Raw genomic sequence first — 12469 nt, 5'->3', positions numbered from 1 at the left:
GACCCCCTGGCCGCTGACGGCCCACCAGATAGGCACGGACGCCACCGGCACCGTCGAGGCGGTGCTGGAGGGGCGGGCCGGCGACGTTGCCGGTCGAGCTGCGCAACCATCGGGTGTCCCCGGTGGAATCCAAGATCAAGGTACGGCACTACGGAGGCTACGAGCACTTCGAGCGGGATCCGGCCGGCGTCGTCGACGGCGCGCCGGCGGTGTTTCGCTGGACCGGCCGTACCCGTATCGCGGAGTGAACGAGAGGCGGTAACGCGATGGGCATCGGGGATCAGCGCAACGACGCGCACCTGACGGTGACCGACGTGGCCACGGTGACCGCGTTCTACGCGGCGGTCTTCGAGGCGGTGCGGGTGCAGCGGGAGTGCCTGCTGGACGGCCGCCTCCTGCACGCCGAACTGGTGGTCGACGGCCCCGGCTGACGGTGAGCGAGTGGTCCGACGGTCCGGGCGGCCCTCTGCCGCTCGCCTCGGCCGATCCGCACCTGCTCGTGCAGCGGGCGCTGGCGGCCGGCGCGACGCCCGAACCCCGAACGGCGGCCCGCCGGTCGGGGTGGTGTTCCGGGACCCGGCCGGCCTGCGCTGGGCGGTACCCGGTCCCTAGCCAGGTGCCCGACGACGAACGGCCCCGGTGGCGGGGCCGTTCGTCGTGCCCGCGAGGATCAGCGGCGCAGCGTCGACCCGAGGCCGCCGCCGCTGCGTCGTCGGTGCTGCCAGTAGAGGTCGCGCCGGGCGCCCTGCGGGAAGCCGGGCTGCCACGGCTTGACCGGGCCGGCGGTGTGGATGATCGACGAGTCGGTGAGCTTGCCGCCGAACACCGGCTCCCGCCGCCAGGCCATCAGGTCGTTCCACCAGTACGGCAGCCGCAGCCAGTTGCCGTGCACCGCGCAGTTGAGCGCGTCCTGGTCCGGGTAGCGGGACTCGTGTGCGTGCCGGCGCAGGTAGTTCAGCGACACCTCGGTCACCTCGCACTCCTTCCAGCGCGGCACGTCGATCAGCAGCACGCCGGAGTTGAAGTAGTGCGCGTACGGGTCGAGGTGGTCGTAGTCGGCCAGACCCGGGATGCCGCCCATGTGCAGCAGCCGGCGGTTGAACGGGTCCCGCACCCCGCCGAGCGGCACCCCGCCCATGTCCACCTCGAACAGCGGCCGCAGGCTGTTCAGGCACATGGTGTCGCAGTCCAGGTAGAGCAACCGGTGCACGTCCGCCGGCAGCGCCGCCGGGACCAGCAGCCGCAGGTACATCGCCGGCGACAGGTACGCCATCAGCGGGTCGCTGTCCTTGGACAGGTTCACCTGGGCGGCGTCCACCCGAAGGAACTCCACTGTGGCGTTCGGCCCGGCGACGCGGGTGAGCGTGGTACGGGCGCTCGCCGGCACGTCGTCGGCGGCGACCAGCCAGTACCGGAGCTCCTCGCCCGGGTTCGACTCGGCGACTGTCGACATGACGACCGCGGCGTGCGCCGCGTACGCGTTGTCAAAGGTCAGGGTGAGGTCCACGGGTGCTCTCCTTCGCGGCGGTGCGTGAGCGCAACGTCGAGAAAAGTAGCCGCGGAATTGTGGGCCCGGCAAGGAATGCGCTATTGCTTAGGGGTTTGGCGAACAACCCCTGAATTGCCCCTCAAGCACGGCCGCGCAGTGGGCCGCCGGCTTCGGATGCGTTCGTTGCTGCCAGGGCGACCACAACCGCACCCGAAGCGGCTCGAGAGTGCCCTCACCGCGTCTCGACGAGCCGGAAACGCTCCAGCACGGCCGGCGTGTCGTCGTCGATCGTGAACGTCGGATCGCCGAGCCATCCCCGGTAGTCGTCGCCGTGCCAGTAATCCTCGTGACCGGCGCGCCAGGCGGCGACCGACGCGTACTCCTCGCCCTCGTCCCAGGCGTGGTCCAGGTCGATGTCGCCGATCCGGGCGACGCGTACCTCGACCAGCTCGATCACGGCCACCGTCCGGTCGGCGGAGTCGATCACCGCGAACCGGGTGCCGACCTCCGGCAGCGGCTCGCCGTCGATCTCGTAGTCCTGGAGCAGCCCGGTGGTGCTGGTCTTGGTGCCGTCGAGCACGGCGGCGACCAGTTGGTCGCGCAGCGGACCGGGGAAGGCGAACTCGAACGCGGGTAGCTCGGCTGCGGTCATGGCCGGCAGCGTAGCGGCGGCGCCGGCCGCCGGCGACGCGTTTACCGGGCCGGCGGCAGCCGCCAGTCGAGCAGGACGGGTTCGTAGTGCGGGCTGACGCCCGCCAGCTCCTCGCGCCCGTCGCGCGTGGGCGCGTGGTCGCAAGCCGGCCAGCCGGGCCACGGTCCGCTCGGCGTCGCGGGCCGCACGCCGCCAGGCTCTCCTCGGTCGGGGTCCACCCGTCGGTCTCGCCGTAGCCGAGCAGCACCGGGCCGGTCAGCCGGGCGAACACTGGCGCCGGGTCGAAGTCCATGTCCGCCCAGGGCGTCGCCGGCAGCTCGTCGGGCAGGAACGCCAGCGGGAACCACGGCCGCCGTCTCGCGGCGTTCAGCTCCGCCTGCGCGACCATGTCCCGCCGGTCCCGGCCGTTCTGTGCCGCCGCCGCGACCGGCGCGGCGGCCTTGCCGCCACCGGGTCGGACGCCGATTGTCGTACCCGGCGAGTACGACAGCGATGAGTTTCGGCGCGGTGCAGGTCGGACCTGGTGAACGGTCGAACGGAGGACGAGACGTGACATCAACACGAGTACTTGTCGGCACGCGCAAGGGCGCGTTCATCCTGACCTCGGACGGCCGGCGCGCCGACTGGACGGTCGACGGGCCGCACTTCGGCGGCTGGGAGGTCTATCACCTGACCGGCTCCCCGGTCGAGCCGGACCGGCTCTACGCGTCCCAGTCCGGCGGCTGGTTCGGGCAGCTCATCCAGCGCTCGGACGACGGCGGCCGGAGCTGGACGACGGTGGGCAACGACTTCGCCTACACCGGCGACGTCGGTGAGCACCTCTGGTACGACGGCACCCCCCGGCCGTGGGAGTTCAAGCGGATCTGGCACCTCGAACCGTCCCGGCACGGCGTGGACGAGGTCTACGCGGGCGGTGAGGACGCCGCCCTCTACCATTCCGCCGACGGTGGCCAGAATTGGTCCGAGCTGACCGGGTTGCGCCAGCATCCGACCGGTCCGAGCTGGCAGCCCGGCGCCGGCGGGATGTGCCTGCACACCATCATCCTCGACCCGGCTGACCGGGACCGGATCTACGTGGCGATCTCGGCGGCCGGGGCGTTCCGCAGCGACGACAGCGGCGCGAGCTGGCTGCCGATCAACAAGGGGCTGCGCTCGGGGGAGATCCCCGACCAGGATTCCGAGGTCGGGCACTGCGTGCACCGCCTGGCCCAGCACCCGTCCCGGCCGGACACGCTGTTCATGCAGAAGCACTGGGACGTGATGCGCACCGACGACGCCGGGGCGAACTGGCGGGAGGTCAGCGGCAACCTGCCGACCGACTTCGGCTTCCCGATCGCGGTGCATGCGCACGAGCCGGAGACGATCTACGTGGTTCCGATCACCAGCGACTCGCTGCACTACCCCCCCGAGGGCAAGCTGCGCGTCTACCGCAGCCGCACCGGCGGCGAGCAGTGGGAGCCGCTGACCAACGGGCTGCCGCAGTCGCACTGCTACGTCAACGTGCTGCGCGACGCGATGGCCGTCGACACGCACGAGGAGTGCGGGATCTACTTCGGCACCACCGGCGGGCAGGTCTACCACTCGGCCGACGGCGGCGACAACTGGGCGCCGATCGTGCGCGACCTGCCCGCGGTGCTCTCCGTCGAGGTCCAGGTGCTGCCGTGATCCGGGTCGTGCTGCCGGCCCACCTGAAGAACCTGGCGCACGTCACCGGCGAGATCCGCGTCGAGGTGGCCGGGCCGCCCACCCAGCGCACGGTGCTCGAGGCGCTGGAGACCGCCTACCCGATGCTGCTGGGCACGATCCGTGACCGGCACAGCGGCGAGCGCCGCCCGTTCGTCCGCTTCTACGCCTGCGAGTTGGACCTGTCCCACGAGTCGCCGGACTCGCCGCTGCCCGAGGAGGTGGTCGCCGGCAAGGAGCCGTTCATCGTGCTGGGCGCGATGGCCGGCGGCTGAGTCCCCGGCGGGGGAACCGCGCTCGGGCGGCCACGTCTGAGTTCCCCCGCTTTGCTGGAGCGGTGGTTACCTGCTGCCGGCTGGCGCAGGGGTGGCGATAGGTGGTTCGGCTGGTTGCGTCTGGTGGGTGTGCCAGGTGGTCTCGTACTCGTTCGGGCTGAGGTGGCCCAGCTCGCGTTGGATACGGCGGGTGTTGTACCAGCCGTAATGGCGAAGATCGCGTTCTCGGCCTCGTCGCGGGTCCGCCAGCTCGTGCGTTAGAACGGACGTAATAATTCGAGAACGTGGAGTCGCCCGTGAGGGCCATTCAAAACTCGGTCGACACCCATGGATGTCACGTTGAGTGAGGTTCGAGGGTGCCCGTGACCCGGGTTGACTGTCCGGAGTAGACGCAGCGGCTGGGATCCGATAGATCAGCTTTGTGTGGAAGTTGATCGAGGGTCAGCCGCTGCGCTGTGAAAGTATGACAGGACTCCCGACCGACCGGCTCGCTGACCTGATCGGCCGGGTTCGCGAGATCGTGGGCGATGAGTGGGAGAAGCCGCCGGTCGGGCGTCCGCACGTGTTGCCGCTGGCCACGGCGGTGATCGCGGTGCTGTTCGGACTCCGGCACAACATGCCCGACGAGGTCCTCGGCGAGGTGTTCGGCTGTTCGCAGGCCACGATCACCCGCTATCACCAGATCCTGCAGCCGATCCTGCGCTGGGTCACCCGTCCTGAGGTCGACCAGCGCCTGGAGCAGACCCGCCGTGACGGTGTGCTGGTTGACGGGTTCGTCGCCCCGGTCGGCGAACGCGAGTCCTACCACGGACTGTTCTCCGGCAAGAAACACCTGTCAGGGCAGAACGTGCAGGTCATCGCCAACCTCGATGGCCGCGTCGCCGACGTCGGCGAACCCGTCAACGGCGCCCGCCACGACGCGGCGGCGTTCTTCATCTCCGGCATCGCCGAACGCTGGGCCAGCCACCTCACCGACGGACCAGGCATGATCGGCGACGGCGGCTACCAGGGCACCGGCCCGATCACCCCGCACAAGAAACCACCCGGTGGGGAACTGACCGCCCAGCAAAAGGCGTACAACTACAGCGTCAACCGGCTCCGCGCCGCCGTCGAACGCGCCATCAGTCATCTGAAGAACTGGAAGATCCTCAAGACCGGCTACCACCGGATCATGACCGACTTCCCCGACGTGTTACGCACCGCCACCGCCCTGGAGATCTTCAGAACCGCCGCACCCGGGTTTTGAATGACCCTCCGTGTAGCCGCTTTCCCTTCAATTGTCCATGGTCTCGTGGATGGTGCTCAGCGAGGTGATCTCAGCGACCTTCGGGTAGGTGTCGGTATTCGACGTGGGTCAGGTGTAGAGCCGCGGCGACGATGTCGCCGATTCCGCGGGGACCGCTGGTGGTGTGGTGTAGCGATTTCCAGCGTCCGTGGAGGATGGCGAAGCCGCGTTCGCCGTGCCAGCGCAGGCCGCGGAGCAGCCGGTTGGTGGTGCGGTTGTCGGGGGCGAGCCGCCGGCCGTCGTTGGGTTGCTTGACCGGGGTCTTGATGCCGTGGCCTGCGCCGTCGTAGCCGGCGTCGGAGAGGGCGGGCAGGTTGAGTTCGGCGGCGGACCGATTCAGCGCGGCGGTGATGCCCTGCTGCTGGGCGCAGGTCAGGTCGTGCAGATGCCCCGGCATCGCGTCGGAGGTCCATGTCGGCAGTCCGTCCGTCGCATGATCGCTTGGATGGGTCGCGCCGACGTCGCGGTGCTTTCCGGAATACCACACGTCGATGGTGTCGCCCTTGACGCTGAGCGCAGTCTCCGCGACGCGGTCGCAGTCGCGGTCGAACTGCTTGCCGTCCAGGATCACGTACGACCAGCCGTCGTCGGCGACCTGCTGCAACGCCTCGTGCAGATCGGGTGCCTGCGCGGCGAGGACCGCTACGCCCTCGGCCACGGATCGGTACGCGGTGGCCCGCGAGACGCCGAACCCGGTACCCAGCAGCGTCTTGTCCTCGGCCTTGCGGAACCAGATCAGCACCAGCAACGCCTGGTAGAAGCAGGTAAACGCCCGTGTCCCGCGTCGAGTGCCCCGGGCACGGCGCTCGGCGGCGAGCAGGCGGGCGAGGTGGCGCACCAGTTCCCTGGGCACGTCGACCATGCCACGATAGGCAATCACGTGGAGCCCTCTCGAAGACGCGGTTTCTGTCGCAAGAACTTGTCTATCGATGGCTTCACACCTGTATCGAGCACCGTCCGACTCGACCCGGTACGCCCGCGTGTCGGTCAGATCCAGCCCGCGCCTCTCGCTGAGATCGCCTCTTGCGAACACGAACGTGGAAAGCGAGGCAGAGACGGATGGCGGCCTCGTGGACTGCGGTGCTGTACGAGAGATGGAGGTTGTTTGGCCCTCCGGAGCCGGCGTGCGGAAGCAGGCTTCAAACCACCACGAGGGGCGTTGGCTGAAGACCGTCGTCCTGAGCGTCGTTGGAAAAGGCGCGGCATGATCGCGTCAGGTGTGGACCGGGAAGATGAGCGATGAACGTCGAGTTCTCTGCCGTTGACGTGTCGAAACTCAGTCAGATGACATCAAAACCGAGGCCGGAGGTGAGTCTCGGGAAGAGCCTGGGGGATAGCCGCTTACTGCCCAGGTGGTGTCCGGCATATAGGCAGCATGAGCCCGGTCCAGGCTCTCGTATGGAACGTGTGAAGGCGGACCCCGATACCGCCCGTTGGGTGACCGGCGGCGAGAGGGAGAACTCCAAGCGGCGGAAACCGCGAGGAGCGGAGTATGGGCCTGACCCTGTTTGACGGACATCCCAGCTCAGAGGGGCTGTGTGCTCCTCGGGAGGATGTTCATCATGGAAGGCATGGGCAAGAAGCCACGCCGGCCGCGCAGAGCGTTCACGCCGGAGTTCAAGGCGGAGATCGTCGAGGTGTGCCGGCGGGGTGACCGATCGGTGGCGCAGGTCGTGAGGGACTTCGACCTGACCGAGACCGCGGTCCGTGAGTGGGTCAGGCAGGCCGACATCGACGCCGGCACCCGCAGCGACGGGTTGACCAGCGACGAGCGCGACGAGCTGGCGCGGCTGCGGCGGGAGAACCGCCGGCTCCGCGAGGACGTCGACATCCTGAAACGGGCCACGGCTTTCTTCGTGAGGGAGACCCGGTGAACGTGTACCCGTTCATCGAGGCGGAGAAGGCGCGGCCCGACGGGAACGTGAAGTGTTCCTGTGAGCTGCTGGAGGTCTCCCGGTCCGCCTACTACCAGCACCGTGCCGGGCCGTCGCGGCGGGAACGCGACGACGCAGACCTCGCCGCCCGCATCGCGCAGATCCACGCCGACTCGGCCGGCACCTACGGCGCACCCCGGGTCCGCGCCGAACTCGCCGCCCAGGGGCGGCGGCACTCCGGCAAGCGGGTCGCCCGGCTGATGCGGGGCGCCGGGTTGTGCGGCCGCACGCCGAAGCGGTGGCGCACCACGACCGTGCCCGACCCGGGGGCGGCGTTGTCGGCGGACCTGATCCGCCGGGACTTCGACGTCGCCGCCGGCCGGGTCGACACCCGCTGGTGCGGCGACATCACCTACATCCACACGTGGGAGGGCTGGCTGTACCTCGCCACCGTCATCGACATCGCCTCACGCCGGGTTGTGGGCTGGGCGACCGCCGACCACCTACGGACCGATCTGCCCGCTCAGGCGTTGTCCAACGCGATCGCCGTCCGACGCCCGACCGGGCCGGTGATCTTCCACAGCGACCGGGGTTGCCAGTACACGAGTGCGCAGTACGCCCGGCTGGCCGACCGCAACGGGGTGCGGTTGTCGGTCGGTGGGCGGGGTCAGTGCTGGGACAACGCCGTCGCGGAGTCGTTCTTCGCCACGATCAAGACCGAACTGCTCGACCGGAGGGCGTGGCCGACCCGGGCCGCCGCCCGTGCGGCGATCTTCGAGTGGATCGAGGGGTGGTACAACACCCGCCGCCGCCATTCCACCCTGGACTACATGAGCCCGGCCGAGTATGAGGCGACGGCCTATTCCCGCAGGCCAACGAGCAAGGTAGCGTGAGATCAACTTACCGACCCTGTCCGTCAAACCGGGTCAACCCCAGTACCGATGCGGGGACGCTGGCGGACTCGCCCGTAGTAGCTGTGAACCGCCTGCGTATCGCAGTGGGTCGGGGAGCGAAGGGGCGGGGTCGTTCAGGCTGGCGCGGGCGGTCAACCGTGAGGGAGGAACCGCGTGAGTCAGTCAGGGTTGACAGGTAAGTCGCACGACATCCCCAAGCGGCTGGTCTGGGCCGCGTGGTTGAAGGTGAAGGGTAACGGCGGAGCGGCCGGGGCCGACGGCGTGACGATCGAACAGTTCGAGGAGCGGTTGACTGACAACCTCTACCGGCTGTGGAACCGCATGTCGTCGGGCAGCTACTTTCCCGGCCCGGTCCGGGCGGTGGAGATCCCCAAGAAGGGTGGAACCAGGATTCTGGGCATACCCAACGTGGTCGACCGGGTGGTGCAGACGGCGGCGGTGCTGGTGCTGGAGCCGGAGGTGGAGAAGGTGTTCCACGACGACTCCTACGGCTATCGTCCCGGACGGTCCCCGGTGGATGCGGTGCGGGTGTGCCGGCAGCGGTGTTTCAAGAAGGACTGGGTCGTCGACCTGGACGTCAAAGCCTTCTTCGATTCGGTGCCGTGGGAGCTGATGCTCAAGGCGGTGGCACGACACGCGGCCCAGCCGTGGGTCATGCTGTATGTGCAGCGCTGGTTGAAGGCGCCGATGCTGATGCCCGACGGAACCTTGGCCTGCCGGACGAAGGGGACACCGCAGGGTGGCCCGATCTCCCCGTTGATCGCCAACATCTTCCTGCACTACGGCTTCGACACCTGGATGTCCCGGGAGTTTCCCGGGGTCGGGTTCGAGCGGTTCGCAGACGATGTGGTGGTCCACTGCGTGACCGAACGTCAGGCGCACCAGATGCGGCAGGCGATCGATCGCCGGTTCGCGGACATCGGGTTGCAGGTGCATCCCGACAAGACGCGCATCGTGTACTGCAAGGACGACCGGCGTCGCCTGGACTACGGCCAGGTGACGTTCACGTTCTGCGGATACGCGTTTCGTCCCCGCAAGACCTTCGTCCGGGGGAAGTCCCGAACGGGGTTCCTGCCAGCGGTGGCTCCGGGGAAGCTGGCCGACATGAGCCGCAAGGTCGCGTCCTGGCGGCTACATCGGCGCACGACCGAAAACCTGGCCGACCTCGCGGAAGAGATCAACCCGGCCCTACGGGGCTGGTTGAACTACTTCACCGTGTTCTACCCGAGCGCGGTGAACCCGATCGGCAAGCGTGTCGACCGCCATCTGATGCGCTGGGGGAAGTGGAAGTACAAGCGACTCAAACGCAGTGACGACCGGGCGCGGGCATGGTTGATGGGAGTCCGACAACGGACACCGAACCTATTCGCTCACTGGACACTGCGGTACACGACCTGATAACCGAACGGCACGAGCCGGATAAGCCGAGAGGCTTACGTCCGGATCTGTGGGGGACGGCGGGTGAGACTCCCGCCGTCTACCCGGCAGTGCGACATGGGTTGTTCCGCTCGCCTGTTGGCAGGGGCCGGACCGGGACCGTAGTCCGCCGCTGAGGATGCCGTAGGCGGTGTCGTCGAGCTGATTGAAGAGGGGCGCGCCGCTGTCTTTTGCTCGCGCGCAGATATGGCTTCGACCCGTCGAGGACGGCTCGCGGGCCGAACTCGAACGAGTCCCGCTGCTCCTTCCGGTACCCCGGCGACAACGCCCTGCCCCCGGGCCCGGTCCACTGCGGTCAGAACGCGGGTCAGCGGCACCCGCTGTCGGTGAGGTGCTGGCGTGGCCGATCCCGGGTGTCCATGGGAGCGAGGCCGAGGAGGGTTGAGCCCGTGCCAGATGGTTGGCTGAGCGATCGGCCCCTACCGTGGTTCCGGCGCCGTCGATCATGAAACCGTGGCGATTTCGATAGTGGCACCGTTTCGTGCGGGTTCCGGTATCGATCATCCCTCCGCAGGATCTCGAGAACCACCGAACGTGGCCGTGAGCTGGACCGACCCAGCAAGGCGGCCTCCGTCGTATCCAGGGTGCGATGCGTGCCGGGAACGTCTCGGGAGCATCGCCCCGCACGAAGATCGTTAGCGCCAAGATCGGCCGGTCATTGTGCCTGGCCGAACGAGACGGTTACCGTTGCATCGTCGCGCGTATAGGCGCGGCTGGGCGGCGGGCCCCGGAACGACGCTCATGGCCCGCCTGCTCACGTGGAGGAACAGTGGCGACGTCAGAGCGGCAGCCGTCCAAGGACCGCAAGGTCATCAGGTGGCGGGTGAAGTGGCGCACCGGCGGCAGCGGCCAGTGGAACGGTGAGCAACTCGATCGTCACGGAAACGCGAAGCGCTCCAACGCTCTCGTCGAGGCCCACGACCACCGGCGGCCCCCGGCCGTCGACGAGATCCGCAAGCGCACGTGACAGAGTCGTGTCGATCAGGCTCGGGGTGGAGGACGGCAGATGGCAGGTGCAGCAGCAATGCGGGTCGAACCCGATGACGTGACCTCGGACTGGACGCGCCCGGGCGTGTTCGAGGTGGCCGCCGGGGTGTACCGCATTCCGCTGCCGTTACCGCACGACGGTCTGCGATCGGTGAACGTTTACGCCCTGACCGGCGACGACGGCCTCGTCCTGATCGACTCCGGCTGGGCCATCGCCGAGGCCCGACAGACGCTGGATGCCGCTCTGGCCGCCCTGGACGCGGGCCTGGGGGACGTACGCCGGTTTCTCGTGACGCACGTGCACCGGGACCACTACGCGATGGCCGTGGCGGTACGGCGCGAGTTCGGCACAGCGGTGAGCCTCGGCGAGGGGGAGCGGCCGGCCATCCTCGCCCTGTCCACGCCCGGGCACCGGCCGATGTCCGTGCACTGGCAGGCGCTGGTGCGATGTGGCGCAGGCGAGATCGTCGACGCGCTCCGCGCGCGGGCCGAGTTGGTGCCCCATGATCCGGCGGACTGGGCGGGGCCGGACGACTGGCTGGCGGGCGGGACGGACGTCGGGTTGCCGACCAGGACGCTCCGGGTGGTGGCGACCCCTGGGCACACCCGTGGTCATGTTGTCTTCATCGACCGCGACGAGCAGCTGATGTTCGCTGGCGACCACGTTCTTCCACACATCACGCCGGCCGTCGGCTTCGAGGCGGTGGCCGCCGCGTTGCCGCTGGGCGACTACCTCGACTCGTTGCGGCTGGTCCGGTCGCTGCCCGACCAACGACTGCTGCCGGCGCACGGCCCGGTGGGCCCGAGCGTCCACGCGCGCGTCGACGAGCTCCTGCACCATCACGCAAGGCGGCTGGACCACGCCTGCGGGCTCGTGCACGACGGGGCGACCGCGTACGAGATCGCTGGTCGGCTGACCTGGACCAGGCGCGAGCGGTCCTTCGCCGACCTCGACCTGTTCAACCAGATGCTCGCTGTGGCCGAGACGGCCGCGCACCTCGACCTGCTCGTGGCGCAGGGGCGGTTGAAGGTCGCCGACGCCGATGGAGTGCGTCGCTACGACGCCGCGTGACCGTGTGCTCGCCGAGAACCTCATCCAGCAGGTCAAGCGGCTGTGCCGATCAGCTGAGCGCATGGCGAGCGATGTAGCCGGCGAGAGCCGCGTCCTGGGCGCCAAGGCCGGTGAGGTCGGCGATGGTGATGTCGGTGTCGCTACCGCGTCCCGGAGCGTCGCCGCTCAGGAGCGCGCCGAGGGTGACGACGGGCAGGGCGGCCGCGGCGTCATCACTGAGGTCTTTGAGTTCGCCGAAGCTTCGGGCTTGCGCTAGGTCGTCGACGGCGATGCGGTTCGCGCGGGTCAGCACGGTGCGATGCAGCTCGCGTTTGTGCGGGCCGTCGGCACCGACGGCGGTAACGTGTACGCCCTCGGGCAGCCAGTCCGTGTGGATGAGTGGGGTGTCCGACGGTGTAACAGTGATGACCAGGTCTGCGCCGGACAGCGAGTCAGGGATGGTGTCGGCGATGATGATCTCCCACGGATACAGTCGGTGCGCCCAGGCTGCAAGGGCAGCGGCGTGGGCAGCGGTGTGTCCGTAGATCACCAGGCGGCGAGGCTGGCGGACTTCGAGCAGGGCGGTGAGTTGGTGACGTGCCTGGCCGCCGGTGCCGATCATGGTGACGGCCGTGATGTCCTTGCGGGCTAGGGCACCGTTGGCGAGCGCTCCGGTGGCGGCGGTACGCAGGTCGGTCAGGTAGCCGTCATCGAGAAGAACTAGCGCGGGCTGCCCGGTGGTCGCATCGAACACTGTGACGATTCCGCTGCTCGTGGGCATTCCATCAACTGATGGATCTCGTCGAGGTTGAGGACGCGCAT

15 protein-coding genes are annotated in these 12469 nt (G+C 68.8%); 10 read left to right on the top strand and 5 right to left on the bottom strand.

Features of this window, described 5'->3' with window-relative positions; genetic code table 11:
- Nucleotides 1-122 precede the first annotated feature (122 nt).
- Nucleotides 123-248, top strand: coding sequence for a DUF5988 family protein (locus tag QTQ03_RS08955; RefSeq protein WP_289277576.1), 126 nt, complete (start codon nt 123-125; stop codon nt 246-248).
- Between the two features lie 18 nt (nt 249-266).
- Nucleotides 267-431 (top strand): VOC family protein, encoded by a 165-nt coding sequence (locus QTQ03_RS08950; protein ID WP_289277575.1) that lies wholly within the window; start codon nt 267-269, stop codon nt 429-431.
- Between the two features lie 239 nt (nt 432-670).
- Here the strand turns inward: QTQ03_RS08950 and QTQ03_RS08945 are convergent, their stop codons facing one another.
- The 3 genes from QTQ03_RS08945 to QTQ03_RS08935 form a co-directional block, all read right to left on the bottom strand.
- Nucleotides 671-1507, bottom strand: a complete 837-nt coding sequence (locus QTQ03_RS08945; RefSeq protein WP_289277574.1) for a glycosyltransferase family 8 protein — start codon at nt 1505-1507, stop codon at nt 671-673.
- A gap of 214 nt (nt 1508-1721) precedes the next feature.
- Complete coding sequence (locus QTQ03_RS08940) at nt 1722-2141, bottom strand: ASCH domain-containing protein (protein WP_289277573.1); 420 nt, start codon at nt 2139-2141, stop codon at nt 1722-1724.
- Nucleotides 2142-2182: 41 nt separating this feature from the next.
- Nucleotides 2183-2329, bottom strand: a complete 147-nt coding sequence (locus tag QTQ03_RS08935) for a hypothetical protein (protein WP_289277572.1) — start codon at nt 2327-2329, stop codon at nt 2183-2185.
- Between the two features lie 361 nt (nt 2330-2690).
- On the opposite strand from QTQ03_RS08935, the gene QTQ03_RS08930 reads away from it, so the two are divergent.
- From QTQ03_RS08930 to QTQ03_RS08920, 3 genes are all read left to right on the top strand, one after another.
- Nucleotides 2691-3806, top strand: coding sequence for a WD40/YVTN/BNR-like repeat-containing protein (locus QTQ03_RS08930; RefSeq protein WP_289277571.1), 1116 nt, complete (start codon nt 2691-2693; stop codon nt 3804-3806).
- Nucleotides 3803-4099, top strand: a complete 297-nt coding sequence (locus QTQ03_RS08925; protein WP_289277570.1) for a MoaD/ThiS family protein — start codon at nt 3803-3805, stop codon at nt 4097-4099. The genes QTQ03_RS08930 and QTQ03_RS08925 overlap by 4 nt, the downstream gene beginning before the upstream one ends.
- A 463-nt stretch (nt 4100-4562) precedes the next feature.
- Nucleotides 4563-5345: a transposase family protein gene (locus QTQ03_RS08920; RefSeq protein WP_289277203.1), complete on the top strand. Its 783-nt coding sequence runs from the start codon at nt 4563-4565 to the stop codon at nt 5343-5345.
- A 70-nt stretch (nt 5346-5415) separates the two neighbouring features.
- Here QTQ03_RS08920 and QTQ03_RS08915 read toward each other — a convergent pair whose 3' ends face one another.
- Complete coding sequence (locus QTQ03_RS08915; RefSeq protein ID WP_289277569.1) at nt 5416-6264, bottom strand: transposase family protein; 849 nt, start codon at nt 6262-6264, stop codon at nt 5416-5418.
- Between the two features lie 673 nt (nt 6265-6937).
- Here QTQ03_RS08915 and QTQ03_RS08910 point away from each other — a divergent pair.
- From QTQ03_RS08910 to QTQ03_RS08890, 5 genes are all read left to right on the top strand, one after another.
- Nucleotides 6938-7258, top strand: a complete 321-nt coding sequence (locus QTQ03_RS08910; RefSeq protein ID WP_502889683.1) for a transposase — start codon at nt 6938-6940, stop codon at nt 7256-7258.
- Nucleotides 7255-8151 (top strand): IS3 family transposase, encoded by an 897-nt coding sequence (locus tag QTQ03_RS08905; RefSeq protein WP_289277568.1) that lies wholly within the window; start codon nt 7255-7257, stop codon nt 8149-8151. Before QTQ03_RS08910 ends, QTQ03_RS08905 begins: the two co-directional genes overlap by 4 nt.
- A gap of 174 nt (nt 8152-8325) precedes the next feature.
- Nucleotides 8326-9570 (top strand): group II intron reverse transcriptase/maturase, encoded by a 1245-nt coding sequence (gene ltrA / locus QTQ03_RS08900; protein ID WP_289277567.1) that lies wholly within the window; start codon nt 8326-8328, stop codon nt 9568-9570.
- Between the two features lie 808 nt (nt 9571-10378).
- The gene (locus QTQ03_RS08895) at nt 10379-10576 is read left to right on the top strand and encodes a hypothetical protein (protein WP_289277566.1); all 198 of its coding nucleotides are present in this window, start codon (nt 10379-10381) and stop codon (nt 10574-10576) included.
- Between the two features lie 57 nt (nt 10577-10633).
- Complete coding sequence (locus QTQ03_RS08890; protein ID WP_289277565.1) at nt 10634-11668, top strand: MBL fold metallo-hydrolase; 1035 nt, start codon at nt 10634-10636, stop codon at nt 11666-11668.
- A 49-nt stretch (nt 11669-11717) separates the two neighbouring features.
- Here the strand turns inward: QTQ03_RS08890 and QTQ03_RS08885 are convergent, their stop codons facing one another.
- Nucleotides 11718-12428 carry an ornithine cyclodeaminase family protein gene (locus tag QTQ03_RS08885; protein WP_289277564.1) on the bottom strand — a complete coding sequence of 237 codons (711 nt, stop codon included), beginning with the start codon at nt 12426-12428 and terminating at the stop codon, nt 11718-11720.
- Nucleotides 12429-12469: the final 41 nt, after the last annotated feature.

The sequence above is a fragment of the Micromonospora sp. WMMA1363 genome, assembly GCF_030345795.1.
In the GTDB taxonomy this organism is placed as follows: Bacteria; Actinomycetota; Actinomycetes; order Mycobacteriales; family Micromonosporaceae; genus Micromonospora.
This window is presented reverse-complemented; position numbering and strand designations above follow the sequence as displayed.

What these genes read in the sequence shown, in the direction of transcription:
- QTQ03_RS08940 (WP_289277573.1), bottom strand. Translation starts at nt 2,141, where the DNA reads ATGACCGCAGCCGAGCTACCCGCGTTCGAGTTCGCCTTCCCCGGTCCG.
- QTQ03_RS08890 (WP_289277565.1), top strand. Translation starts at nt 10,634, where the DNA reads ATGCGGGTCGAACCCGATGACGTGACCTCGGACTGGACGCGCCCGGGC.
- QTQ03_RS08950 (WP_289277575.1), top strand. Translation starts at nt 267, where the DNA reads ATGGGCATCGGGGATCAGCGCAACGACGCGCACCTGACGGTGACCGAC.
- QTQ03_RS08910 (WP_502889683.1), top strand. Translation starts at nt 6,938, where the DNA reads ATGTTCATCATGGAAGGCATGGGCAAGAAGCCACGCCGGCCGCGCAGA.
- QTQ03_RS08885 (WP_289277564.1), bottom strand. Translation starts at nt 12,428, where the DNA reads ATGCCCACGAGCAGCGGAATCGTCACAGTGTTCGATGCGACCACCGGG.
- QTQ03_RS08920 (WP_289277203.1), top strand. Translation starts at nt 4,563, where the DNA reads ATGACAGGACTCCCGACCGACCGGCTCGCTGACCTGATCGGCCGGGTT.